Source organism: Plantactinospora sonchi, from assembly GCF_036422035.1.
GTDB classification, from domain to species: Bacteria; Actinomycetota; Actinomycetes; order Mycobacteriales; family Micromonosporaceae; genus Plantactinospora; species Plantactinospora sonchi.
In genome coordinates this window covers 1-24162 of record NZ_JAZGQK010000019.1, presented here as the reverse complement: position 1 = coordinate 24162, position 24162 = coordinate 1, and the positions used below count along the sequence as shown (strand labels likewise).

The window sequence follows — 24162 nt, the reverse complement described above, 5'->3', positions numbered from 1 at the left end:
GCCCGGGTGAGCTCAGGCCCAGATCCGCTGCGGCTCGGCACGACGCCGGGCCAGCGGGACCGGAGCCTCGTACTCGCGTACCACGGTGTACCGGGCGTCCCGTTCGACCGGCTGGAACCCGGCGTCCCAGACCAGGTCCAGCAGTTCCTCCCGGGACGGGACGGCCGGCGCCTGGTACCCGCCGTCGGTGTGCAGGAGGCGGTGCTCGGCGAGCGAGCCGGTCAACTCGTCGGCGCCGAAGTTCAGGGCGAGTTGGGCGACCGACGGCCCGTACGCCGCCCAGGACGCGCGCAGGTGCGACACGTTGTCGAGGAGCAGCCGGGACACCGCGAAGGTCTTCAACGACTCCGCCGGAGACGCCGCCGACGCCGAAAGGTCGTACGGGTGGCGCAGCGGAACGAAGGCGACGAAACCCCCCGTCTCGTCCTGCAGTTCCCGCAGCCGGAGCAGCTGGTCGATCCGGTGCCGGGGCTCCTCGCCGTGACCGTGCCGCATGGTCGCCGTCGTACGCAGCCCGCCGGCGTGCGCCGACCGGTGGACCCGGGCCCAGTCCGGCCAACCCGTCGTCGGCCCGCCGTCCGGATCGACGATCTCCAGATCGCCCCCGGTCAGGGTGTCCAGGCCGGCCTCGACGAGCTCGCGGAGGATCTCCTCGGCCGGCCGGTCCACCGCGGTCGCGTACCGCCGCACGTCGGTCGCCGTGACCACCACCGGTGCGTCGCCGGACGACGCCGAACCCAGCGCGCGCAGCAGGTCGGCGTAGCTGTCGGGGGCCGGCACCGGGGCCACCCCGTCAGCCTCGACCAGCACCCGGTCGGCGTGCCGGTCGGTCCGTCGACGGTGTGCCAACCTGCCCACCCAGACCAGGTCGTCGCTCGCGAAGAGTGCCTCGCCGTCGGCCCGGGTCAGCCGCTCTCCGGCGTAGACCTTCTCTTCCAGCTCGCGCTTGCGCCCGCCGTCCATAACAGCCACGTCTCCTCCAGCCGATCCCTGACGAGCCTACGTGGCGGATGGACCGACCCTCGCCGGACGGCCGGTGGTGCGAGCGGGTTCACCACCTTCTCAGCGTCTCGTTACCTGCCCCGGATCGACATCAGGTACACATTCAGGTAAGACGAAGTGGGACGGGATACACCACTCAAGGCGATACCACGGCGGCGCGGACGCGTGCCGCACGTACGTCGGACGGGGAGCGGCATGGCGAACAGCAGGCGCGGACAGGCGGAGCGAACGGACAACATGGTGTCACCGGTCCTTCGGCCGCTGCTCTGGTCCGCGCTGGTCGGCGCGATCGTCGCGGGGGCGCTCGCCACCCCGGTCTGGGCCGACCCACCGCCGTCCAACAGCACGCCCAGCACGGTTCCCGACGCCGGCCTACGCCCGCAGCTCGGCGGCCCGGCGGTGCCCGGGGCGCCCACCAACACGACCTCGCCGAACATCCAGGTGCCGAGCGTCAACGGCCCGCTGGCGAACCGGATCTACGCCCTTGAGGTCGAGGTCGCGTCACTCGGCGACGACCTGCTCACCCTGCGACAGCAACGCGACGAGGCCGAAGCCCGGGTGTCGATCACCGAGACCGGCCTGCGGATCGCCCGGGACAACGTGGCCGTGGCCCGCGCGACCGCGGACAGCGCGGCGGCGGAGGCGCTCAAGGACGCGGCCGGGCTGCCGCCCGGCGCGTTCGGTTCCGACCTGCACGGCTTGGAGCTGCTCAAGCGGATTCAGCGCGGCGAGCAGCGCAGTCCCCGCGACACCAGCCTGGCCGCCGAGAATGTGAAGAACGCCCTCGAGGCCCAGCAGAAGGCCGAGACGGAACACCAGCAGGCGGTGGCCGCGAGTCAGCTGGCCGAGAACAACTTCACCGCGGCCGAGAAGAAGTACAAGGAACGCTCCGACGCGCTGCTCAAACTCAAGCGTGACAACGCCGACCAGCTCGCGGCGATCGAGCGCCAGCGGGAGGCCGCCGAGCAGCGTCTGGGTGCCTCGATCGGCCTGGACAGTGTCAACGGCCTGGTCGCCAACCCGAAGGCGATCCGGGCGATGAACTACGCGCTCGCCCAGCGGGGCGACCCGTACGTGTGGGCCGCCGAGGGGCCGAACCAGTTCGACTGTTCCGGGCTGATGTGGGCTGCGTACCGCAGCCAGGGCTACACCCTGCCCCGGGTGTCGCGGGACCAGTACCGGGGCACCAGGGGCAAGACCGTGAACCGGTCCGCGCTGCTCCCCGGCGACCTGGTCTTCTTCGCGTCGGGCAGCAGCCCGTCGTCCATCTACCACGTCGGGATGTACATCGGCGGCGGCAAGATGGTGCACGCGCCGACCACCGGCGATGTCGTCAAGGTCTCCACCGTCCGCTGGTCGCAGTTCTTCGCCGCGACCCGGGTCTTCGACGCGGTACCGGCCCCGAACACCACGCCGACCACACCGCCGCCGACCACGCGCCCGCCGACGAACCCGACCACCCCGCCGACGAACCCGACGACGCCGCCGACGAACCCGACCACCCCACCGACGGACCCGACCACCCCACCGCCGACCACGCTGCCGCCGCTCACGCCGGAGCCGACGTCCGGTGAACCGACGGAAGAGCCGTCGGACGAACCGACGGAAGAGCCGACGGACGAACCGACGAAGGAGCCGACCGGCCAGCCGGACAGCCCGGACGACGAGGCGACCAGCACACCCAGTGCCACCAAGACATCTCCGGCCGCTACCAACAGCCCCAGCTCCACCGGCAGCTGACGGAGCCGGCGTCCGCCCGACTGTCCGGTCATGCTGAGATATGGCACGGTGAGGGTGGACGTACTTCCGGCCCGGCCTACCGGTCCGGGCGTGGGCGCGGGAGGCAACTTTGGACGAATCACAGGCAAAGCCGAACGCCGGGGACGCACCGCCGGACCCTGACGGTCCGGTCGGCTCCGGCTCGTCCGCGTCCAGCGGTGGTGCCGGCGGTGGCGGCGATCTGCCCCCGTTGCCGCCACCGCCGCCGGTGGGCACCGCGCTGCCCGAATCCACTGACGAAGAGCTTCCCGAGGCGTACGAGCCTCCTCCGCCGCCAGCCGATGGTGCACTGTGGACGGACGCGCCCTGGGACGTACCGGCCGGGCAGTCGGAGCAGTCGCCGGTGGAGACGACGTCGCCCGCCCCGGCCGCTGACCCGGAGCGACTCCCGGCGCCGGCCGACCTGGTGACCCAGGGCATGGCAGCCGACCCGGCTGACCCGGAACCGACCGGGGAGCCGCTCGTGGCGGGCGCCGACCAGGCAGCCGTCCGGGATCCCGGTACGACGCCCGACCAGGCCGATGGCGTGGCCGTGCAGGCGGACCGGGCCGACGGTGTGCCCGTGGAATCGCACCAGGCCGATGGCGTGGCCGTGGCCGTGCAGGCGGACCCGGCCGATGGCGTGGGCGGGCAGGCTGATGGCGTGGCCGTGGGCGCGCAGGCGGACCGGGCCGACGGTGTCGCCGTGCAGGCGGACCAAGCCGATGGTGCGGGCGGGCATGCGGACCGGGCCGATGGTGCGGCCGCAGAACCGGGTCAGGGCGACGGTGGCGGCGCGGCACCGGGCCAGGTCAGCGCGGACCCACAGGCCGAGCCCGGGCACAGGTCCGACCGGGCCGATGTCGTGGCCATCTCCGAGGCCGGCGGGCCAGCCGGCACGGGCGGGGCCACCCCGGCCGAACCGGTCGTACCGGCGGCGCGGACCGAGTCGCCAGCCGCCGCCGACACGTCGACGGTGCGGGGGCGTGCCGTGCCGACGACCACGGCCAGCCCGACCCCGGCCGACATCGCCGCCGTACCAGGCGGTCTGTCGACCGGCCGGACCTACCGGGCCGGGGAACTCGCCGACTCCGGCACCCCGGCGCCGCGCTCCTCGGCTCTGGCCGGGTCCACTGCCACCGCGACCTCGACGCCCGCCCCGGCGACGCCAGGAAGCCCGGCGACTCCGGCACCCCTCGGCGTCTCCACAGGGAGCCCGGCGACTCCCGCGCCCCTCGGGGTCTCCTCAACTCCGGTCGGGGCGGCACCTCCGAGTCCGGCGTCGGGCGGGATGACGCCGGCGAGTTCGGTGCCCCCACTGCAGCAGCGCCGCCCGCAGACACCGGCGGTCGACTCGCCGTGGTCGGCCTTTGCCAACGCCGTCAAGTCCCCGGCCGCACCGGCTGCCGAGGCGCCGGCCCCGGCACCGCCCGCCACCACCGCCTCCCCGGCCGGTTCACCGGTCGTCGAGGCGGGTCCGCCGGCGACGTACACCGTGCCTCCGCAGCGAAGCCCACGTGGCACCAGTGCCGGTACGACCCGGGCCAGCGCCTCGGTGCCGGGCCTGGCCCGCGTGCTGCCCGCCGAGGCCGCCGCCGTGGCGTCGATGCCGGCCCAGGCCAAGGTCTACCGGGCCACCGAGCCTGATCCGGCCACGCCGCCGCCCCCGCCGCAGCCGCCGGAGCCGGTACGGCCACCCGAGCCGGCACAGCCGCCGAACCCCACCTGGCCGGATCCTCCGGGCCCGAGCCCGTTCCCGGCGCCCACGCCGCAGGTCCCGCCGCCCGGCCCCGGGCCGATCCCACCCAACCCCGGGCCGGTTCCACCCGTTCCCGGTCCGATCCCACCCGGGCCGGCGCCCACGCCGTATCCGCCCGCGCCGGAGCCGGGCCCGGTTCCGCCGTACCCGCCCTCGCCGTATCCGCCGCCGACCGCGGCCGGGTCGGTGGGCGGCTCGGTGCTCGACGGTCGACCGTCCAGCGCGCCGCCGGTGGTCGTCCCCGCGCCCGCCCTGCCCGCCTGGCCGCCGCCGACGAACCCGACCGCGCCGGGCGGCTACCGGCCCCCCGCCACCACGCCCGGTTACTCCCTTCCGCCGTCCGGCCCCGGGCCCCACGTTCCGCCTGCGGACGCCGCTCCGGCCGCCCCCGGTGTGCAGGCCGGCCCTCCGCGCCTCGAGCCCTCGGCGCGGTTCGCCCCCGGGCAGTTCGGTTCCGCCCAGGGCGCCGCGTTTACGCCCTCGCCCCGGTACGGTGCCGGCGCCCGGGAGCAACCCGAAGGCACCGTGTACGGGGGCGCCGCGGGTCAGCCGAGCTCGCTGATGCGGGACCAGGTGGAGAACTCCGGCTCGCTGACCGGCCACATCCTCGCCCAGGGCTGGGCGGACACGCCGACGCAGCGGACGAACACCACGAAGGTGGTGCTCGTGCTGCTGGTCGGGCTCGGCATCCTGGTCGGGGTGGGCCTGCTCGTGGTGCTCCTGGTCGGAGATTCCTTCAACGACCTCTTCGGTGGCCTGCTCGGCGGCTGACCGGAGGATCCGATCGGAGTACGCCCTGGTGGAGGGTGCGGTACCAGGTGCCGGTGCCCGTCGGCGGGGCGGCGGGCGGCCCGGGCCGGCTTGATCCACGAGGTGAGCCTGCCCACTGCCGAGCGCGCCGATGTGGCACCGGCCGCTGTCCCCCGTACACTCGTAGAGTTGTTGACCTGGCGCGTCATGCGCCCATGGGCGATCTTGCGGGCGAATCGACGGCGACTCTGGTCGCGGCGGCCATCGCGAAGATGCGCCCCGCTTGAGAGGTTTTTCTTGACCAGCTTTGCTGACCCCGGCACGTTTCCGTCCGTATTCGACGCGCAATCCGAATCGCTCGAATCTGTCATTTCCCCGGAGCACATTGTTGCCGAAGCGGAATCTGCGCCGAATGCGCGTACCGATGCCGCTGATTCCGCTGTTTCCACTGATTCCCCCGAGGTGACCGGGACCACGGTTGTGCAGGCGCCCGATTTCGCGGCCCTGGGGCTGCCCCGGCAACTGGTCCGGGCACTTGACCGGGAGGGCATCACCACCCCGTTCGAGATCCAGCGGGCGACCCTGCCCGACGCGCTCGCCGGTCGGGACGTCCTCGGCCGGGGGCAGACCGGCTCCGGCAAGACCCTCGCTTTCGGGTTGCCTGTGCTGGCTCGGATGGCGGCCGGGCCGAAGGCCCGCCCGAACCACCCCCGGGCCCTGATCCTGGTCCCCACCCGGGAACTCGCGATGCAGGTCAACGACGCGCTCATGCCGCTCGGCCGGGCGGTCGGGGTGTTCCTCAAGACCGCCGTGGGCGGCGTGCCGTACGACCGGCAGATCGACTCGCTGCGCCGGGGTGTGGAGATCATCGTGGCCACCCCGGGCCGGCTGGGCGACCTGATCGAGCGGGGCGTCTGCCGCCTCGACGACATCCAGGTGACCGTCCTGGACGAGGCCGACCAGATGGCCGACATGGGCTTCCTGCCGGACGTCACCGAACTGCTCGCCAAGACCCCGGCCAATGCCCAGCGGCTGCTCTTCTCCGCCACCCTGGACGGTGACGTCGACACGCTGGTCAAGCGGTTCATGACCGACCCGGTCACCCACTCGACGGCCCCGCCGACCGCCGCCGTGTCCACGATGGATCACCACATGCTGCTGATCCCGCCGCACGACAAGTTCGCCGTGGCGGCGTCGATCGCGGCTCGACAGGGCCGCACGATGATGTTCGCGCGTACCCAGATGGGCGTCGACCGGCTGGTCGCGCAGCTGGCCGAGGTCGGGGTCCGGGCCGGTGCGCTGCACGGCGGCAAGACCCAGCGGGTCCGCACGCGTACCCTCGCGGAGTTCAAAGAGGGCCGGACGAGCGTCCTGGTCGCCACCGACGTGGCGGCTCGGGGCATCCACGTCGACGGCGTATCGCTGGTGGTGCACGTCGATCCGCCGAAGGACCCGAAGGACTACCTGCACCGGGCGGGTCGTACCGCTCGGGCCGGGGAGTCGGGTGCGGTCGCCACGCTGGTCCTGCCGAAGCAGCGCCGCTCCACCCTGGCCGTGCTGCAGAAGGCCGGCGTGGAGCCGGCCCAGACCCGGGTACGCTCCGGCGACCCGGCCCTGGCCGAGGTGACCGGGGCCCGGCAGCCCAGTGGCGTACCGGTGGTCGACGAACCGCCCGCGCCGCGCCGCGGTGGCGACCGCCGGCAGGGTGACCGCCCGTACGGCGAGCGCCGCTACGGTGACCGTCCCCAGGGCGAGCGCCGTTTCGGTGACCGTCCCCAGGGTGAACGGCGCTACGGCGACCGCCCGCAGGGTGACCGCCCGCAGGGCGAGCGCCACTACAGCGACCGTCCCCAGGGCGAACGTCGTTACGGCGACCGCCCCCACGGCGAACGGCGGTATGGCGACCGCCCGCAGGGCGAGCGCCACTACAGCGACCGCCCGCAGGGTGACCGCCCGCAGGGTGAGCGCCACTACAGCGACCGTCCCCAGGGCGAACGTCGTTTCGGTGACCAGGGGCGCGACGACCGTCGACCGGACGAGCGGCGCGCACCCCGTGAGCGCTGGTCCGACGAGCGGCGGCGCCCCACGCCGACCCGCTGAACCCGACCCGCTGGACCGTCCCGGCCGGGACACCGGAACACCCGGTGTCCCGGCCGGTTCGGCATTGTCCGGACCCCGATGTCGGATCGGGCCGGTAGCGTCCGTAGGCATGTCGCACATGCCGAAGTCGCTGTACTGGGTCCGGACCGACCTGCCCGGCTCCGACCATGTGATCGTCGACGACCGTCGAGGTCTGTCCGCCCGGGGAACCCTGCTCGCGGTTGACCCGGTGCCGTTCACCTGCCGCTACGAGCTGCGTACCGACGAGCACTGGGCGACCGAGGGACTCGAGGTCAGCTGCGAGGGTGCGGGATGGCTCCGTACGCTGCGGCTGGTCCGCGCGGCCGGCCGCTGGCGGGCCAGTACCGCCGAACAGGGCGACCTGGACGCGGTGCTGGCCGCTGCCGGACGGCCGCCGACCGGCCTGCCCGGCACGGAGGATCCGGAACGGCTCGCCGAAGCGCTCGACGCTGACCTGAGCGGCTCCCCGCTGTTCAACACCCTTCCGGTGCGTCGGCTGCGGCTGGCCGAGGCCACCCCGGGGACCGCCCGCACGATCACCGTCGTCTGGGTGCTGCTGCCCGGCCTGCAGGTGCTACCGGTCGAGCAGACGTACACGGTGCTGGACGGGCAGACGGTGCGCTTCGCCATCACGGGTTTCACCGCCGACATCGAACTCGACCCGGACGGCTACGTACGGCTCTATCCCGGTCTGGCGGAGCGTCGGGCCTGACCGGGCTCCGGCCCGACGCGGCCGACCACGCCCCAGGCAAGCACCGCCAGGCCGAAGGGCAAGCACAGACAGGATCGGGACAGGCGCCGCCAGGTTCGGCGCGGCGGTCAGCCGGGCCAGGCGCCGGTGCTGAGGAAACGCTCGACCGCCGAGAGGTGTGGCTTCAGGTCCATTCCCCGGCTGGCGACCCAGTCGTCCGAGTAGTACGTGTCGGTGTAGCGCTCACCGCCGTCGCAGAGCAGCGTGACCACCGATCCGGTCCTGCCCTCGGCCCGCATCTGGGCGATCAGCCCGAACGCTCCGCACAGGTTGGTCCCGGTCGACCCTCCGATCCGGCGGCCGAGCACCCCGGAGGCGGCGCGCATCGCGGCCAGTGAGGCGGCGTCCGGTACCCGGATCATCCGGTCGACGACGCTCGGCTGGAACGACGCCTCGACCCGTTGCCGGCCGATCCCTTCGATCCGGGACGCGTTGTCGGTGACGACCGACCAGTCACCGGACGCCCAGGCCGGGTAGAACGCGGAGTGTTCGGGGTCGACCACACAGAGCCTGGTGGGGAGCCGACGGTAGCGGATGTACCGGCCGATGGTGGCGCTGGTGCCACCGGTGCCGGCGCCGACCACGATCCAGTCGGGCACCGGGTGCCGTTCCAGCGTCATCTGCGCGTAGATCGACTCCGCGATGTTGTTGTTGCCCCGCCAGTCGGTGGCCCGCTCGGCGTACGTGAACTGGTCCATGAAGTGCCCGCCCAGGTCCTCGGCGAGCCAGCGGGCCTCGACCACCACCGCGGCCGGATCGTCCACCAGGTGGCACTTTCCGCCCTGGAACTCGATGAGGGCGATCTTCTCCGGCGAGGTGGCGGCCGGCATCACCGCGATGAACTGCACCCCGAGCATCCGGGCGAAGTACGCCTCGGAGACCGCCGTGGAGCCGGAGGACGCCTCCACAATGGTGGTCCGTGGGCCGATCCAGCCGTTGCAGAGTCCGTACAGGAAGAGCGACCGGGCCAGCCGGTGCTTGAGCGACCCGGTCGGATGCACCGACTCGTCCTTCAGGTAAAGGTCGATCCCCCACTCCCGGGGCAGCGGGAAGCTGAGCAGGTGGGTGTCGGCGGACCGGTTCGCGTCGGCCTCCACCGCCGCGATCGCGGCGGTCACCCACCCGCGCTCCGCGTCGTCGAACCGGTCAAGGTGCTCCACGGCCAGCAACGTAACAAGTCGGTGGTCAGGACGGGCCGGGGCGGGGTGGGGTGACCGGCTGGGGACGGTTCTCCCACTTCGTCGACAGGGCCACCCCGGTCCGGGTCGAGGCGACCCCGGCGGTCCGGTTCAGCCGCAGAATGAGCTGTTCCAACTCGGCAATTGTGCCTACTCGCGCCTTCAACAGGAACGACTCGACGCCGGCCATGAAGTAGCAGGACTCGATTTCCGGCATGTCCCGAATCGCCGTCAACACGTCGTCTGTGTCGCCGCCCGAGTCCTGCACGATGCCGATGAGCGCCGTCACGCCGAGGCCGATCGACTCCGGCTCGACATCGGCCCGGTAGCCGCGGATGACCCCGCTGGTCTCGAGCTTGCCCACCCGCTCGTGCACCGCTGGCGCCGACAGGCCCACCTGGCGGGCCAACTCGGCGTACGAAAGTCGGGCGTTGCCACGCAACAGCTCCACGAGCGTCAGGTCGATGGAGTCCACGAGGTGAGACCCTAGTCGGGGGCCGGAGAGGCGCGGCGAGCGGCAGCGACATTGTTGCTGACAAAGGGCCGTGAATGCCGTAAATCGTCCCGAGTAAGCTCGCAGACAGTACGTTTTCGCGTTTGCCGGACACGACACTCCGGCGGTGTTGTAATTGCCGTACGTCCCTTAAACGAAGGCTCTGGCAAGCATGTGTTACGGGGGCGGTCCTACCAGTCCGGGGGCTTCGTAGACGCGAGGAGGGGGCTGTGGACACAGGAGATCGTCTGCTGACACCGGGCGAGGTGGCAGCGCTCTTCCGCGTCGATCCGAAGACCGTCACACGCTGGGCCGCGGCCGGGCGTATCGGCAGTATCCGGACACCGGGCGGGCATCGGCGCTTCCGCGAGTCGGAGGTACGCGCGTTGCTCGAGGGCGAGGGCATGCTCGACGAGGTCGACGACGGCATTGCGAACCGGCCACGTAACGCCGGTCCCGCAGCCCCGAGTGGCCCCGGCCCAGCCGGCGCCGGCAACATGGGGATGCACTGATCGGACCGGCAGGTCCTGGACGCGTACCGTCGTCGCGGCGGCGGTACGTCGGCCAGGCGTCGGACAGCCGGCGCCCCGCGGTCCTACCGTCGTCGCGGCGGCGGTAGCCAGGCCAGGCGTCGGACCAGCCGGGGCACACCGAGCCCCGGTGCGCCGGGCCCGGTCGGGGACACGCCCGTCACGGCCGGGGACACATGGCGGTCACCCGCCGACGGAGGGCCAGCGTTGTCAGCCTGCCAGCAGCTCGGGCGGGCAGGCCGGGTCAGGTCCGGTCGGCGCCGAGTTCGCCGGACCAACGCTGGAACAGCGTGTGCGGTACGTCGATGGCGTCCAGCACCTTTCCGGCGACGAAGTCGACGAGCTGCCCGGCGGTCGCACCGGCACCGGCACCGTAGAAACCGGGGCTGGCCGGCAACACCACCGCGCCGGCGTCGTGCAGCGTGATCAGGTGCTCCAGGTGGCTACGGGTGACCGGGGTCTCCCTCGGCACCACCACGACCGGCCGGTGCTCCTTGAGGTTGACCTCGGCGGCCCGCTGCAGCAGGTCCTTGGAGAGGCCGATCGCGATTCCGGCGCACGCCGCCGTACTCGCCGGCACCACGACCATGCCACGTGTCGGGTACGAGCCACTGCTGGGCCCGGCGGCGATGTCCCCGGCCGGCCAGTACGTCACGTCGGCGTCCGACAGGTCGCGTCCCAACCAGGCGGCGAGGTCGTCCTTCCAGTGCGCGTCCCGGAACGGCCGCCCGGTCTCGTCGAGGATCGTCAACCGGGCCGCCCGGGAGACGACAAGGTCCACCGCCTCGCCGGCGTCGAGCAGCGCGCCGAGCACCGCCGCCGGGTACGGCGTACCCGAGGCTCCGGAGACACCGATCACCCACGGCCGTCGCATACCCACCAGCCTGCCCCAACCGGTCCCGGCCCGACCAACCGGCCCTGCCCTCCGGCCGAGCCCCGGCATCGACGTCCCGCCGCGCGTGACCAGATCATCACCAAATGCGAGATCAGACAAGGGCGGCGGGGATCACCCGGACACCTGGAACTGGAATTCTGCTCACGTACGTCTCCGGTGCGCGTGAGGAGGACTGAATGGCCGGGCTCCCGTCCTGGGTCGCCGAACTCGTCTGCCCGATCCCCGGACGTCTCTCCCCGCACGCCGACGCGGTGCAGGACTGGCTGCTCGACTGGGTGGAGCGGATCGACGGGCCGCTCGACCCACCGGCCCGGCAGCGGCTCGCGCACGGCGCCGTGGCCCGGTACGCCGGCCGGCTCTACCCGGACGCCACCGAGGCCGACCTGCGGGTGCTCACCGCGCTGTTCCTCTGGTTCTTCCTCCTCGACGACGCCTGCGACGGCACCGGCACCCCCCGACCGGACCACGTCAGTGCGCTCTGCGCCGAGGTGCTCCGGCTGCTGCGCGAGGAGTCGCCGCTTCGCCCGGAGGCGCTTCCCCCGCCGTTGCGGCGGATGCTGGCGGACGCCTGGCAGGTGCCCCGGTACCGGATGACGGCCGGTTGGCGGGTCCGCTTCGTCGACTCGGTGGCGCACCATCTGCACGGCGTGGTGACCGAGGCGAGCAACAAGGCGACCGGGCGGCGACCTGACGTCGGCACGTACATCCCGTTGCGCCGGGCCACCTCGGCGGCGTACGTCTCGTACGCGCTGATCGAGTTCGCCACCGGGCGGCCCGTACCGGACGCCCTCTACCACCACCCGGCGGTACGCATGGTCGCCGACACCGCCAACGACCTGCTCTCCTGGTTCAACGACCTGCTCTCGCTGGACCGGGACAGGGCCACCTCCGGCGGACACAACCTCGTGCTGGCGGTGGCCCGGGAGCAGCGGATCACGATCGACGCGGCGGTACCCCTGGTGGTCCGTCGCTGGCAGGAGTCGATGCGCGACTTCGGCCCGCTGCGCGCCGCCGTGCCGTCCTTCGGGCCCGACCTCGACGACGCGCTGGGACGGTACCTCGACGGGGTGGCGAACTCGGTACGCGGCACGATGGACTGGTCGCTGGAGAGCGCCCGCTACGCCGACGCACTGACCGCCGACCGGTGACGTCGGCCCGCCGGCCCGGAGGCGGTCACCGGCCCGGAGGCGGTCACCGGCCCGGCAGCGGTCACCGGACCGGCAGCGCCGAGGCGGAGGTCAGGCGCCGAGGTGGAACCGGACGACCAGGTCGAGCAGCGCGAAGACGAAGAGCGCGATGCCGACGAACCCGTTGGCGGTGAAGAACGCCCGGTTCACCCGGGACAGGTCGGTCGGCGTGACCACCACGTGCTGGTAGCTGAAGGCGACCGCGGTCAACGCCAGCCCGATCCACCAGAGCCAGCCCAATCCGACCACCGCGCCGAACCACAGGAACAGGCCGAACGTCACCACGTGCGCCACCGTCGAGGCGTGCAGCGCGAAACGCTTGCCGTACCGGGCGGGGACGCTGCGTACCCCGATCTCCCGGTCCACCTCGGCGTCCTGGCAGGCGTAGATGAGGTCGAAGCCGCCGATCCAGAGTCCGACCGCCGCGCCGAGCAGCCAGGCCGGGCCGGAGCCGTCGAAGGTGCCGGTCACCGCCAGCCAGGCGCCGACCGGGCCGACCGCCTGCGCCAGCGCCAGGATCGCGTGCGGCCAGTCGGTGAACCGCTTGCCGTACGGGTAGACCACCAGCGGGATCGCGGCGAGTGGGGCGAGGGCCAGGCAGAGCGGGTTGAGCGCGGCCGCGGCGGCGAGGAAGACGACCAGGGCGACGACCGCGCCGGTCCAGGCCGTCCGGACGCTCACCCTTCCGGTGACCAGTTCCCGCCCGGCGGTACGCGGATTGCGCGCGTCGATCCGCCGGTCGATGATCCGGTTCGCCGCCATGGCGAAGGTCCGGGCGCCGACCATAGCGACGGTGACCAGGGCCAGGTCACCCCAGCGGACCCGGCCGCCGTGCAGTTCCATGGCGGTCAACGCCGAGAGGTACGCGAACGGCAGCGCGAAGACCGAGTGTTCGATCATCACCAGCCGCAGGAAGGACCTGACCCGTCCCGGCGCCTCCACCACTGCCGTCATGAGATCCCGTACTCCTTCCAGCGCTTGTCGACCAGTGCCCGGATCTCGGGCGACATGGTCATCTCCTCCGGCCAGCCTCGGGTGTAGCCCTCGGTGGGGAGCTTGCGGGTCGCGTCGACCCCGGCCTTGCCGCCCCAGAACTGCTGGTACGAGGCGTGGTCCAGGTGGTCCACCGGCCCCTCGGTGAGCAGCAGGTCGCGGGAGTAGTCGACGTTGCCGAAGGCCCGCCAGGCGACCTCGGCGTAGTCGTGCACGTCGCAGTCGTCGTCGACCACGACGATCAACTTCGACAGCGAGAGCAGGTGGGCGCCCCAGATCGCGTTCATGATCTTCTGAGCGTGCTTGGGGTAGCGCTTGCGGATCGAAACGATCACGCAGTTGTGGAAGACCCCGGCGGTCGGCAGGTCGTAGTCGACGATGTCCGGGATCAGCAGCTTGAGCAGGGGCAGGAAGATCCGTTCGGTGGCCTTGCCGAGGCCGTGGTCCTCCTGCGGCGGCTTGGACGTGATGATCGAGTGGTAGATCGGGTCCCGTTGGGTGGTCATCGCCTCGATGTGCAGCACCGGGAAGGGCTCGACCGGGGTGTAGAAGCCGGTGTGGTCGCCGAACGGCCCCTCCGGCAGCCGTTCCCCGGGCTCCAGGTAGCCCTCCAGCACGATCTGCGCGTGCGCCGGCACCTGCAGCGGCACGGTCAGGCAGTCGACCATCTCGACCCGCTCGCCGCGCAGGAAGCCGGCGAACAGGTATTCGTCGATGTCCCCCGGGAGCGGCGCGGAGGCGGCGTAGCTGACCACCGGGTCGCAGCCGATCGCGATCGCCACCGGTAGCCGCTGGCCCAGCCGCTCGGCCACGGCGTGGTGCGCGGTGGAGTCCTTGTGGATCTGCCAGTGCATGCCGAGGGTGTTGTGCGAGTGCTGCTGCAGCCGGTAGAGGCCGAGGTTGCGCTTGCCGGTCTCCGGGTGCTTGGTGTGGGTCAGCCCGAAGTTGTGGAAGATTCCGCCGTCGCCGGGCCAGACCTGGAGACCGGGCAGACGGTTCAGGTCGACCTCGGCGCCCCGGTAGACCACCTGCTGACAGGGGGCGGTCTTCACCTTCCTCGGCGGCACCGACTTCAGCTGCAGCACCTTGCCGAGGCCCTCCCGGATGCCGGACCAGCCGACCGGCAACTCCGGCTTGACCAGTGCGCCGATCCGGTCGCCGATCTCGTCGAGCCGCTCGACGCCGAGCGCCATCGCCATCCGCCGGTCGGTGCCGAACAGGTTGACCGCGACCGGCATCTCACCCCGGGTCGGGCGCTCGAAGAGCAGCGCCGGGCCGTGCGCCCGTACCGTCCGGGTGACCACCTCGCTGATCTCCAGGGTCGGATCGACCGGGACCGGAACCCGGCGCAGTTCACCGGCGCCCTCCAGCGCGCCGACAAAAGCCCGGAGATCGTCGTACGGGAAGCCACGAGCCGCCATGGCCGCTAGTCTGTCGCACCATCCGTCCGGCGGCCCGACCCGGGTCCCTCGGCGTGACTCCGACCCCCGGGATACGGGTCGACGACACGGTCGGGGGGACGACCCGGCCGGTCAGAGCAGACCGATGCCGAGCAGCAGGGTGGCCAGCATCAGGCTCGCCCCGCCGAGCACGGTCAGCCAGATCAGCTTGTTGGGCCGGGTGTCCGAGGGGCGTACCACGGACAGGAAGAAGCCGAGCGACATCAGGATCGGCGCGGCGACGAACAGCACGCGGATCAGGGTCAGCGTGCCGGCGCCGTACCCGGTCCGGTCGAGGTAGAGCAGGGCGACGAGGGCGAACATCACCAGTACCCCGGCGTGCGCGTGCCCGGCGGTCCACAGGCCCCGGCGGACCGGGTTGTCGAGGTAGCCGGGAATCCGTCGGACCAGCTGCATGAGCAGGGAGAGCCCGCCGAACGCGACGGTCGACACGGTGATCAGCAGGATGGCGGCGGTGGTCTGGGTAGCGGGCGACATCGGGGGCTCCAACAGGTCGACGAGCGAAACTTTTCGCTGTCAAGATTGCCGCCCGAGCGACATCTTGTCAATAGCTAGATCCACTCGCCGGCTCACCCGAGCGGCGCCGCCGGAGCGCGTGGGACAGTCCCGGTCAGGCCGACTCGGTGGCGAGCCGGGCGCTGAAGCCGAGCATCGCGGTGCCGGTGAACCCGTCCAGCGTCCGGCGTACCCGACGGCGGGAGAGCAGGCGCCGGGCCCGGTGCAGGGCTCCGACCAGCAGTAACAGGTAGAGCAGCGACAGCACCGCGTGGCTCAGGGCGAACACCAGCAGTACCGCGACCGGCGCACCGGGCCCGACGAACTGCGGGAGCACGGCCAGGTAGAACGCCAGCACCTTCGGGTTGGTGATGTTGGACAGGAAGCCCTGCCGCCAACCGACCACGGCCTGCCCCGGCGGGGTCGTACCGTCACCGTTCAGGCTCGGATAACGGCCGACCCAGGCCGACCGCCAGGCCTGGATGCCGAGGAAGGTCAGATAGCCCACGCCCAACCACTTGATGGTCAGGAACAGTGGCTGGGACTGGAGGATCACCGCGCCCAGCCCGGCGGCGGCCGCGCTGCCCTGGACCGCGTTGGAGCTGGCCACCCCGACCGCACTCCAGGCACCCCGGCCCCGACCGGCGGCCAACGTGTTCCGGGTCACCACCGCGAAGTCCGGGCCGGGCACCAGCACCAGCACCACCGCGAAGAGCAGGAAGGTCCCGTACGCCGTCCACGACATCGCCCGAGCGTATGACCACCCGGCCACCCGTCACCTGCCGACGCCCGGTTCAGTCGCCGGAGTAGAGCCGCGCCAGGTCGACCAGTACGACGTCCGGCCGCCCGCCGGCAATCCCGACCAGCCGGTCGGTGAAGCCCTCGGCACTGGCCAGCACCAAGGCGGACCCCGCTCGTGTCGTATCCGGGGCGCTGGCGGAGCGGTTCCCAGACCGGCCGCAGCCGGTCCAGGTCCGGGCCAGTTGACCGCCGACGGCACGGTACGGCGGTTGCCCGACTGGCCCGCTCGCCACCCCTGCCGCATGATCGTTCGCATGTCTGATCCACGTCCCACCGCGACCGTGGCCCGGACCACCGCGGTCGCCGTCGCCACCGGGCTCAACTACGGATACTTCGGTGCGGCGATGGCCGGCGCGCAGCTCTTCCTCACCCCGCGCCTCGGCCTGGACACCACCGAGCAGGGCAGTCTGTTCGCCGTACCGATCGTCGGCATGCTCCTCGGCACCGCGCTGGCCGGCCGGCTGGTGATGGCACTGGGACGCAAGCACACCCTGCTTTGGATGGCGGTCGGGGCCACGGTCTTCTCGGCCGCATCGCCACTGGTCGCCGAGTTGCTCTGGCTGAACGTCACCCGGTTCCTGCTCGGGGTGGCGATCGGGGTGACCAGTGTGGTGGTACCGATCTTCGTGGCCGAATCCGCCCCGACCGCCAGCCGGGGCCGGATCGCCGTACTCCACCAGGTGGCCACCATGGGCGGCGTCGCCGGGGCGTTCCTGGTGGCGTACCTGCTGGCCGAGAGCGGTCAGTGGCGGATCATGCTCGGGCTGTCGGCGGTGTTCGGCGTACTCGTGGTGGGGCTGCTGGTCCCCGCGCCGGAGACGCCCCACGGGCTGACCCTGCGCGGCGAACGCGCGACGCCGGCACTCACCCCGACCGGCCGGACGAACGCACTGCGCGAACTGTTCGGCCCGCGCTACCGCCCGGTGACGCTGTTCGTGATCCTGCTCGGCACTCTGGTCCAGCTCACCGGGATCAGCGCGGTCAGCAACTTCAGCCCGCGGATCTTCGAGGGAATGGGGTTCCGAGGACCATTCGCGCTGCTCGTGCTCCCGGCCGTCGTTCAGCTCGCCGGCCTGGTCGCGTCGCTCTGCTCCGCCGTCGCCGTCGACCGGCTCGGGCGCCGGGCCACCCTGCTGACCGGTACGGCGGTGATGGCGCTCGGGCACGGCCTGCTGGTCGCCGCGTTCGTGCTGGAGTCCGTCGACGGCTGGGGTACCGCGCTCGGTTTCGTCGGGCTGCTGCTCTTCACGGTCGGTTTCAACGCCGGGCTGGGCTCGCTGGTCTGGGTGTACGCCTCCGAGGGCTACAGCGACCACCTGCGCGGGGCCGGTGCCACCGCCCTGCTGCTGCCCAACCTCACCGCCAACTTCCTGCTGGCACAGTTTTTCCTCGGCGCGCTGGTCGGGCTCGGCGGGGTGGCCACCTTCGGGGCACTGCTCGTGATCACCCTGCTGACCTGGGTCTTCCTCTACCTGCGGGCGCCGGAGACCAAGGACCGTAGCCTGGCGGAGATCCACGCGTACTGGCAGAACGGCCGTCGCTGGCCCGACCCGGTCGCCCAGCCCTGACCCCGACCTTCCCCCGTCGGCCGGATGCCGCCGTGATCCTCGTTCAGCAACAGCGGAAGGCCGCGAGCCGGGAAGATCAGTCGAGGCCGCCGTACGAGTGCAGGCCCTCGAAGAAGATGTTCACCCCGTACAGGTTCATCTGCATGGTCAGGAAGCCGATCACCGCGATCCAGGTCGCCACCGGACGCTTGACGCTCGGCGTGGCCCGGGCGTGCAGGTAACCGGCGTAGACCACCCAGGAGATGAACGCCCAGGTCTCCTTCGGGTCCCAGCCCCAGTACCGGCCCCAGGCCGCCTCGGCCCAGACCGCGCCGGCCATCACCGCGAAGGTCCAGATCGGGAACGCGAAGGCGTGCAGCCGGAAGGCCAGCCGCTCCAGGCTGGCGGCGGCCGGCACCCGGGCCCCCAGGGTGTACGGGAAGCTGCGCTTGCCCTGGTCGTAGCCGTTACGGATGAGGTACATCACCGCCGGCACCGCGCCGAGCAGGAACAGACCGGAGGAGAGCGCCGCCGCCGCGACGTGCACGACGAACCAGTACGAGTTGAGCGCCGGCACCAGCGGCACGATCGGCACGTAGAGCACCAGGCCCGCGATCGCGAGCAGCAGCACCATGGCGAGCGCGACAAAGAGCCCGAGGTGCCGGATCGCCGGCCGTCGGTGCAGCAGCACCAGCCAGGCGACGGTGCCGACGAAGGTGACCGCCAGCACGTACTCGTACATGTTGCCCCACGGCATGCGGTCGGCGGCCACCCCACGGGTGACCAGGACCGCGAGGTGCAGGACGGCCGCGACCACGGTGAGCGCGACGGCCGCCCGACCGAGCAGCGCGGCCCGGGCCGAAGCATCCCCGGCACCGCCGGGCGGCGTACCCGCCGGCAGCTTGACGCCCGCGTTCGGTTCCGGCCCGGCCGCCGCACCGGCCCCGACCAGCGCCAGCTCCCGCTCCGGTCGGACCGCCGCCCGACCGACCCGGCTGCGGTTGCCGAACGCGTACTCCGCGGCGTGGCAGATCATCGCCAGCAGGTAGCCAAGGATCGCCACCGCCAGGAGCTGGTCGGAGAGCGCAGCCATCAGTCCGTCTCCTCTTCCGTCGCCGTCCGACCGGACCGTGCCGCAGCGACGAGCCGGTCGAACTCTTCGGCGAAGCCTGAGTAGTCGGTCCGGGGCAACCCGCCGACCTCCACCAAACTACTACGATCCGTCGTGGACGTGTCGGCGGGTGCCGGAACCACCCGGAACCACACCCGACGGCGTCGGATGAACAGCGCCGGCATCAGACCCACCAGCAACACCGCCGAGCTGACCAGCACGATCATCTCGCCCGGGTCGTACCGGACCGAGATGGTGGCGTACTGGAGGGTGCCGACGAACTCCACCGTCGTACCGTCGTCGAGCGTCCACTTCTCCCCGGGACGCAGCAGCTTGCCCTCGCCGACCTGCTTCAGCCGGCCGCTGTCGACCTGCCCCCGGTCGAGCGAGTAGATCGATCTCGGGATCCCCGCGTCCATCCCCAGGTTGCCCCGGTACGGGATCAGCATCAGCCCCGGCGACCGCTCGGCCGGATAGATCGACCGGACGAACGGTCCGGTCTCCGGCGTGGTCGGCAGGTACAGCCCCTCGAAGGCGACCTGCAGGTTCGGGTCGCGCTCCCCGGTCTTCGGGTCGATGTTCACGTCCGGGAAGACCGCGACACCCTCACTGGTCAGGTTGCCGTCGATGCTGAGGAACGCCTCGTCGCTGGTCTGCGACTTCCCGTAGCGGTCGGTGTAGCGCACGATCGGCGCGTAGCCGTGCCCGAGCAGGTAGACACTCGTGCCGCCGGCCAGCCGCAGCGGATCGTTCACCGAGAAACTCGCCGGGTACGGCGTACGGCCCTGCTGCTCCACCAGCGCCCTGGCCCGGAACGACTCCGGCTGCCCGGTCGGCAGGAACCCGGCCTCGAAGTCGGTCAGCACCAGGCAGAACGGCGGCAGGTCGGCGCCGTCCACCCGGTGACCCAGCTTCGACTCGCTGAACTGCTGCAGGGTGTTGCAGAAGGCGTTGTCCGGGCCGGCGACCAGCAGCCGGTTGCCGTGCCAGCCGTACCAGGAGCCGAGCCCGACGCCGAGCAGCACCCCGATCAGCGAGATGTGGAAGAGCAGGTTGCCGCTCTCCTTCAGGTAGCCCTTCTCCGCCGAGACGGTGTCGCCCCGGACCGCCACCCGCCAGCGCCGCTTCCGCAGCATCGCCGCGATCGCGGCCGGGTCGACGTCGGAGTCGGTCAGCACCGCGTGCCGCGGCAGCCGGTCCAGTCGCCTCGGCGCCGCCGGGGGCACCGCCCGCAGCGCGCGGACGTGGTCGCGCAGCCGCGGCACGATGCAGCCGATCAGCGAGGTGAACAGGAGTACGTAGATCGCCGAGAACCACGGCGAGGCGTACACGTCGAAGCCACCGAGCCGGTCCACGATCGGGAACCAGTCCGGATGTTCCCGCTGGAAGGCGTCGACGTTCTCGATGCTGACGTTGCGCTGCGGCAGCAGCGAGCCCGGGATCGCGGCGACGGCGAGCAGGAAGAGCAGGATCAGCGCGGTACGCATGCTGGTGAGCTGCCGCCACGAGTTGCGCAGCAGGGCCAGCGGCGCCAGGGTACGCCGACGTCGGGGCGCCTCGGCGGCCTCCGGCCCGGTGGTCGGGCGGTCGTCCACGGTCGACATCAGATGCTCACCTCGCCCACCCCGACCGTGGTCTTCAACCAGATGTTGATCTCTCCCCAGCCGCCGGTGATCAGCGCCAACCCGATGATGATCAGCAGCACCCCGCCGACCCGGGTCACCCAGCGGCTGTTCCGGCGCACCGCCCGGAACAGCCCGAGCAGCCGGTGGAAGCCGAGACCGAAGACGATGAACGGCAACCCGAGGCCGAGGCAGTACGCGACCGCGAGCACCACCGCCCGGTCGGCCTGGCCGCTCGCCGTACCCATGCCGAGCACCGCGCCGAGGGTCGGGCTGACGCACGGCGCCCAGGAGAGCGCGAAGACCGCCCCGAAGACCGGGGCACCGAGCAGGCCGGCGTTCGGCAGCCGCCGGATCCGGAACTCCCGCTGCATGCCGGGGATCAGCCCAAGATAGGAGAGGCCCAGCACCACGATCACCGCGCCGATCACGATCTCCAGCGGCCGCTGGTGCGCGAAGAGTGCCTGACCCAGCGTGGTGACCAGCACGGCGGTGAGGGTGAAGACGACGGTGAAACCGGCGATGAAGAGCAGCGTGCCGGCGAGCACCCGGCCCTGTACCCGGACCCGGGACCGGGTCGCCACCGCCACCCCGCCACCAGGCTCCGGCCCGGCTCCGGGCCGGTCCGCCGCGCCGCGCCGCTCCAGGTCGCTGCCGGCCAGCCCGGTCACGTACGACAGGTAGCCGGGCACCAGCGGCAGCACGCACGGGGACAGGAAGCTGACCAGGCCGGCGAGCGTCGCCGCGCCGACGGCCAGCAGCAGCGGGCCACTCTCGGCGAGTTCGGCGAAGGTCTCGCCCATCAGCCCGGCCCGCCCGCGGCCGGCTGCTCCCCGGCCAGTCGGGTGACGATCGGCTGCAGGGTCTCCTGCTTGGTCGACGCCCGGATCACCACCGCGATCCGCCCGTCCCGGTCGAGGACCACGGTCGCCGGAATCGAGTTCGGCGGGATGTCGAAGGCGAGCGCCAGTTGGCTCGGCGGGTCGAACAGGCTCGGGTAGCTGACCTTGAACGCCTGCTCGAACGCCTGGGCCTTGTCCCGGCCGTCCTGGATGTTGATCCCGACGAACCGGACCCCCTGGTCCTTGGTCGCCTGGTAGGTCGCCTCCAGGTCGTCGGCCTCCGCCCGGCACGGCGCACACCAGGAACCCCAGAAGTTGACCACCACCACCTGACCACGGTCCTGCGCCAGGTCGTAGCTGCCGCCGTCGAGCAGCTCACCGGCGACCTTCGGGGCCGCCGGCCGGTGCTCCGGGGCGCACTCGATGATGCCGTCGCTGGTCGTGCAGTCGTCCTGCCACCTGCCGCCGTCGCCGCCCGAGCAGCCGGCCAGGGCCAGCATCGTGGCGGCGACGAGCAGAGCGCCGAGGCCGACACGCCGGGGACGACTCATCGTCAAGCTCCCTTGGCCGTCCGGGCACTCGGCGACATCGCCACCAGGTGCGCCGCCGGCTCGGAGTAGCCGATGCCGACGATCTTGGCACCGTCGAAGTGGAAGGAGGTCAGACTGGCCAGCCCGCACTGCCGCCGACGCGGATCGTGCCAGAGCCGCTTGCGTTCGACGTACCGGCGCAGGGTCCAGATCGGCAGCTGGTGCGAGACGCAGATCGCCTCCCGCCCCTCCGCCGCCACCCGGGCGGCGTGCAGCGCCCCGAACATCCGCTCGGCGATCACCCGGTACGCCTCCCCCCAGGACGGGGTCACCGGGTCCCGCAGCACCCACCAGTTGCGGGGATCCCGGAACGACCCGTCCCCGGGGGACACCCGCTTCCCCTCGAACCAGTTGGTGCTCTCGATCAGCCGCTCGTCGACCCCGACCGGCAGGTTGAACTGGGCGGCGATCGGCTCGGCGGTCTGCTGCGCCCGTTCCAGCGGGCTGGCCACCACGTACGCGATGTCGCGGTCGGCGAGCGCCTGCGCGGCCGCCTTCGCCATCTGCACACCCAGCTCGGAGAGGCGGTAACCGGGCAACCGGCCGTACAGGATCTTTTCCGGGTTGTACACCTCGCCGTGCCGCAGCACGTGGACCACCGTGGTGCTCACCGCGTCATCCCCCGTCATTCCCCGTGACCGGCCGCCGCCGCAGCCTCCGCCGCGGCGGGCAGCGCCGCCGCGTACTGTTCCAGCGCGTCGTCGTCCAACGCCGTCGACACGAACCACGACTCGAAGGCGCTCGGCGGCAGGTAGACGCCGCCGGCCAGCATCGTGTGGAAGAACGCCTTGAACGCGGCGACGTCCTGACCGCGCGCGCTCGCGTAGTCGGTCACGTCCGCGTCGGTGAAGAAGATCGAGAACATGTTCCCGGCGTACGACAGCCGGTGCGGCACCCCGGCGGCGGCCAACGCCTCGCCGGCCAGCCGGCCCACCGTGGCGGCCGTCTCGTCGAGCCGCCGGTACACCGCCTCGTCGGCCAGCCGCAGCGTGGTCAGCCCGGCGGCACAGGCGAGCGGGTTACCGGAGAGGGTGCCGGCCTGGTAGACCGGTCCGGCCGGCGCGAGCCGCGCCATGATCTCGGTACGCCCACCGAACGCCGCCGCCGGCAGTCCACCGCCCATCACCTTGCCGAAGGTGAACAGGTCGGCGTCGACCGGGTCGAGCCCGGCCCAGCCGCCGGCGGAGACCCGGAAACCGGTCATCACCTCGTCGACGATCAGCAGTGCGCCGTTGGCGTGCGCGATCCGGGCCAACGCCTGGTTGAACCCGTCCCGGGGGGCCACCACGCCCATGTTGCCGGGGGCGGCCTCGGTGATGATCGCGGCGATCTCCGACCCCTGCGCCGCGAACGCCGCCTCCACCGCGGCCACGTCGTTGTACGGCAGCACGATCGTCTCGCCCGCGGCCGCGCCGGTCACCCCGGGCGAGTCGGGCAGACCGAGGGTGGCCACACCGGAGCCGGCGGCGGCGAGCAGGGCGTCCACGTGCCCGTGGTAGCAGCCGGCGAACTTGACGATCTTGCTGCGACCGGTGTAGCCCCGGGCCAGCCGGATCGCCGTCATGGTCGCCTCGGTCCCCGAGTTGACCAGTCGGACCTGCTCCACCGGGGTACGCGCGACGATCTCGGCGGCCAGCTCGACCTCACCCTCGGTCGGCGCGCCGAAGCTGGTGCCGAGCGCGGCGGCGGCCTGCACCGCGGCGACCACCTCGGGGTGGGCGTGCCCGAGGACCAGCGGACCCCACGAGCAGACCAGGTCGACGTACCGCCGGCCGTCCGCGTCGAAGAGCCACGGCCCGGAGCCCCGCGCCATGAACCGGGGAGTGCCCCCGACGGCGAGGAAGGCCCGGACGGGCGAGTTCACCCCGCCCGGCACGATGGCTCGGGCGCGGTCGAAAAGGGCCTGGGAGGCCGGGGCGTCGGCCGGGTAGCGGCCGGGGCCGGCGGGGTACGTCGCGCTCACGGTTCCGCCATTCTGTCAGCGCCATCTGACCGGCCGGCAGCCACCCCTGGGCGGGTCGCCCGGGTCACTTCTACGGCCTTCCCCCTGTCGGTGGTCGTGGTCCTCGGGGTTGGCCCAGCTTGGAACGGACCGACCGCGCTGGGCTGATCCCGGTCCGCTGGGGGCACGGTCGGAGGTTGAGGCGGATCACCCGACCGTGCGCGTCCAGGTGGTCACGGTCGGGGGGGGGGGGGGGGGGGGCCCCCCCGGGGGGGGGGGGGGGGGACCCCCCCCCCGCCCGGCCCCCCCCCCCCCCCCCCCCCGGGGCGCCAGCC

At 72.3% G+C, this 24162-nt stretch carries 22 protein-coding genes; 7 read left to right on the top strand and 15 right to left on the bottom strand.

What is annotated here, in order from left to right; translation table 11 throughout:
• Positions 1-12 precede the first annotated feature (12 nt).
• On the bottom strand, positions 13-963 hold the full coding sequence (locus tag V1633_RS22005; RefSeq protein WP_331216275.1) for an aminofutalosine synthase MqnE: 951 nt from the start codon (positions 961-963) through the stop codon (positions 13-15).
• A 234-nt stretch (positions 964-1197) separates the two neighbouring features.
• Between V1633_RS22005 and V1633_RS22000 the strand changes: the two genes are divergently transcribed.
• Positions 1198-2742 carry an NlpC/P60 family protein gene (locus V1633_RS22000; RefSeq protein ID WP_331216274.1) on the top strand — a complete coding sequence of 515 codons (1545 nt, stop codon included), beginning with the start codon at positions 1198-1200 and terminating at the stop codon, positions 2740-2742.
• 118 nt (positions 2743-2860) lie between these two features.
• Here the strand turns inward: V1633_RS22000 and V1633_RS21995 are convergent, their stop codons facing one another.
• The gene (locus V1633_RS21995; RefSeq protein ID WP_331216273.1) at positions 2861-3604 is read right to left on the bottom strand and encodes a hypothetical protein; all 744 of its coding nucleotides are present in this window, start codon (positions 3602-3604) and stop codon (positions 2861-2863) included.
• Positions 3605-3625: 21 nt separating this feature from the next.
• Between V1633_RS21995 and V1633_RS21990 the strand changes: the two genes are divergently transcribed.
• From V1633_RS21990 to V1633_RS21980, 3 genes are all read left to right on the top strand, one after another.
• Positions 3626-5290 (top strand): hypothetical protein, encoded by a 1665-nt coding sequence (locus V1633_RS21990; protein ID WP_331216272.1) that lies wholly within the window; start codon positions 3626-3628, stop codon positions 5288-5290.
• 459 nt (positions 5291-5749) lie between these two features.
• Complete coding sequence (locus V1633_RS21985; protein WP_331216271.1) at positions 5750-7369, top strand: DEAD/DEAH box helicase; 1620 nt, start codon at positions 5750-5752, stop codon at positions 7367-7369.
• A gap of 109 nt (positions 7370-7478) precedes the next feature.
• Entirely contained in the window at positions 7479-8102 is a 624-nt protein-coding gene (locus V1633_RS21980) for a putative glycolipid-binding domain-containing protein (protein WP_331216270.1), read from the top strand.
• A gap of 107 nt (positions 8103-8209) precedes the next feature.
• Here V1633_RS21980 and cds1 read toward each other — a convergent pair whose 3' ends face one another.
• Positions 8210-9301 carry an L-cysteine desulfhydrase Cds1 gene (cds1, locus tag V1633_RS21975; protein WP_331216269.1) on the bottom strand — a complete coding sequence of 364 codons (1092 nt, stop codon included), beginning with the start codon at positions 9299-9301 and terminating at the stop codon, positions 8210-8212.
• Positions 9302-9326: 25 nt separating this feature from the next.
• Positions 9327-9794 carry an Lrp/AsnC family transcriptional regulator gene (locus tag V1633_RS21970; RefSeq protein ID WP_331216268.1) on the bottom strand — a complete coding sequence of 156 codons (468 nt, stop codon included), beginning with the start codon at positions 9792-9794 and terminating at the stop codon, positions 9327-9329.
• Between the two features lie 248 nt (positions 9795-10042).
• Between V1633_RS21970 and V1633_RS21965 the strand changes: the two genes are divergently transcribed.
• Positions 10043-10324 (top strand): BldC family transcriptional regulator, encoded by a 282-nt coding sequence (locus V1633_RS21965; protein ID WP_331216267.1) that lies wholly within the window; start codon positions 10043-10045, stop codon positions 10322-10324.
• A 262-nt stretch (positions 10325-10586) separates the two neighbouring features.
• Here the strand turns inward: V1633_RS21965 and V1633_RS21960 are convergent, their stop codons facing one another.
• Entirely contained in the window at positions 10587-11216 is a 630-nt protein-coding gene (locus V1633_RS21960) for a UbiX family flavin prenyltransferase (RefSeq protein ID WP_331216266.1), read from the bottom strand.
• A gap of 197 nt (positions 11217-11413) precedes the next feature.
• Here V1633_RS21960 and V1633_RS21955 point away from each other — a divergent pair, with 197 nt between their 5' ends.
• Positions 11414-12385, top strand: coding sequence for a terpene synthase family protein (locus V1633_RS21955; protein WP_331216265.1), 972 nt, complete (start codon positions 11414-11416; stop codon positions 12383-12385).
• A 90-nt stretch (positions 12386-12475) separates the two neighbouring features.
• Here the strand turns inward: V1633_RS21955 and mqnP are convergent, their stop codons facing one another.
• From mqnP to V1633_RS21935, 4 genes are all read right to left on the bottom strand, one after another.
• Complete coding sequence (gene mqnP, locus V1633_RS21950) at positions 12476-13378, bottom strand: menaquinone biosynthesis prenyltransferase MqnP (RefSeq protein WP_331216264.1); 903 nt, start codon at positions 13376-13378, stop codon at positions 12476-12478.
• A complete protein-coding gene (locus V1633_RS21945) occupies positions 13375-14838 on the bottom strand; it encodes a menaquinone biosynthesis decarboxylase (RefSeq protein WP_331216263.1) in 1464 nt (487 codons plus the stop codon). The genes mqnP and V1633_RS21945 overlap by 4 nt, the downstream gene beginning before the upstream one ends.
• A 111-nt stretch (positions 14839-14949) precedes the next feature.
• The gene (locus V1633_RS21940) at positions 14950-15354 is read right to left on the bottom strand and encodes a hypothetical protein (protein ID WP_331216262.1); all 405 of its coding nucleotides are present in this window, start codon (positions 15352-15354) and stop codon (positions 14950-14952) included.
• Between the two features lie 133 nt (positions 15355-15487).
• Positions 15488-16117, bottom strand: coding sequence for a LysE family translocator (locus tag V1633_RS21935; protein WP_331216261.1), 630 nt, complete (start codon positions 16115-16117; stop codon positions 15488-15490).
• A 310-nt stretch (positions 16118-16427) separates the two neighbouring features.
• On the opposite strand from V1633_RS21935, the gene V1633_RS21930 reads away from it, so the two are divergent.
• Complete coding sequence (locus tag V1633_RS21930) at positions 16428-17741, top strand: MFS transporter (RefSeq protein ID WP_331216260.1); 1314 nt, start codon at positions 16428-16430, stop codon at positions 17739-17741.
• A 76-nt stretch (positions 17742-17817) separates the two neighbouring features.
• Here V1633_RS21930 and ccsB read toward each other — a convergent pair whose 3' ends face one another.
• Genes ccsB through hemL form a run of 6 tightly spaced genes read right to left on the bottom strand, consistent with a single transcriptional unit; the run spans position 17818 to position 23848 of the window.
• Positions 17818-18813 (bottom strand): c-type cytochrome biogenesis protein CcsB, encoded by a 996-nt coding sequence (gene ccsB, locus V1633_RS21925; protein WP_331216259.1) that lies wholly within the window; start codon positions 18811-18813, stop codon positions 17818-17820.
• A complete protein-coding gene (gene resB, locus V1633_RS21920; protein WP_331216258.1) occupies positions 18813-20435 on the bottom strand; it encodes a cytochrome c biogenesis protein ResB in 1623 nt (540 codons plus the stop codon). Before resB ends, ccsB begins: the two co-directional genes overlap by 1 nt.
• Positions 20435-21256: a cytochrome c biogenesis CcdA family protein gene (locus V1633_RS21915; protein ID WP_331216257.1), complete on the bottom strand. Its 822-nt coding sequence runs from the start codon at positions 21254-21256 to the stop codon at positions 20435-20437. Before V1633_RS21915 ends, resB begins: the two co-directional genes overlap by 1 nt.
• Complete coding sequence (locus tag V1633_RS21910; protein ID WP_407952082.1) at positions 21256-21795, bottom strand: TlpA family protein disulfide reductase; 540 nt, start codon at positions 21793-21795, stop codon at positions 21256-21258. Before V1633_RS21910 ends, V1633_RS21915 begins: the two co-directional genes overlap by 1 nt.
• Positions 21796-21848: 53 nt before the next feature.
• Positions 21849-22514, bottom strand: a complete 666-nt coding sequence (locus V1633_RS21905) for a histidine phosphatase family protein (protein ID WP_331216255.1) — start codon at positions 22512-22514, stop codon at positions 21849-21851.
• A complete protein-coding gene (hemL, locus tag V1633_RS21900; RefSeq protein WP_331216254.1) occupies positions 22511-23848 on the bottom strand; it encodes a glutamate-1-semialdehyde 2,1-aminomutase in 1338 nt (445 codons plus the stop codon). The genes V1633_RS21905 and hemL overlap by 4 nt, the downstream gene beginning before the upstream one ends.
• Positions 23849-24162 lie beyond the last annotated feature (314 nt).

Excerpts from the sequence above, each read along its gene's own strand:
- V1633_RS21945 (WP_331216263.1), bottom strand. The coding sequence starts at position 14,838 with ATGGCGGCTCGTGGCTTCCCGTACGACGATCTCCGGGCTTTTGTCGGC.
- V1633_RS21930 (WP_331216260.1), top strand. The coding sequence starts at position 16,428 with ATGTCTGATCCACGTCCCACCGCGACCGTGGCCCGGACCACCGCGGTC.
- V1633_RS21980 (WP_331216270.1), top strand. The coding sequence starts at position 7,479 with ATGTCGCACATGCCGAAGTCGCTGTACTGGGTCCGGACCGACCTGCCC.
- V1633_RS22005 (WP_331216275.1), bottom strand. The coding sequence starts at position 963 with ATGGACGGCGGGCGCAAGCGCGAGCTGGAAGAGAAGGTCTACGCCGGA.
- V1633_RS21960 (WP_331216266.1), bottom strand. The coding sequence starts at position 11,216 with ATGCGACGGCCGTGGGTGATCGGTGTCTCCGGAGCCTCGGGTACGCCG.
- V1633_RS21940 (WP_331216262.1), bottom strand. The coding sequence starts at position 15,354 with ATGTCGCCCGCTACCCAGACCACCGCCGCCATCCTGCTGATCACCGTG.
- mqnP (WP_331216264.1), bottom strand. The coding sequence starts at position 13,378 with ATGACGGCAGTGGTGGAGGCGCCGGGACGGGTCAGGTCCTTCCTGCGG.
- V1633_RS21910 (WP_407952082.1), bottom strand. The coding sequence starts at position 21,795 with ATGCTGGCCCTGGCCGGCTGCTCGGGCGGCGACGGCGGCAGGTGGCAG.
- resB (WP_331216258.1), bottom strand. The coding sequence starts at position 20,435 with ATGTCGACCGTGGACGACCGCCCGACCACCGGGCCGGAGGCCGCCGAG.
- V1633_RS21905 (WP_331216255.1), bottom strand. The coding sequence starts at position 22,514 with ATGACGGGGGATGACGCGGTGAGCACCACGGTGGTCCACGTGCTGCGG.
- V1633_RS21935 (WP_331216261.1), bottom strand. The coding sequence starts at position 16,117 with ATGTCGTGGACGGCGTACGGGACCTTCCTGCTCTTCGCGGTGGTGCTG.
- V1633_RS22000 (WP_331216274.1), top strand. The coding sequence starts at position 1,198 with ATGGCGAACAGCAGGCGCGGACAGGCGGAGCGAACGGACAACATGGTG.
- V1633_RS21915 (WP_331216257.1), bottom strand. The coding sequence starts at position 21,256 with ATGGGCGAGACCTTCGCCGAACTCGCCGAGAGTGGCCCGCTGCTGCTG.
- ccsB (WP_331216259.1), bottom strand. The coding sequence starts at position 18,813 with ATGGCTGCGCTCTCCGACCAGCTCCTGGCGGTGGCGATCCTTGGCTAC.
- V1633_RS21955 (WP_331216265.1), top strand. The coding sequence starts at position 11,414 with ATGGCCGGGCTCCCGTCCTGGGTCGCCGAACTCGTCTGCCCGATCCCC.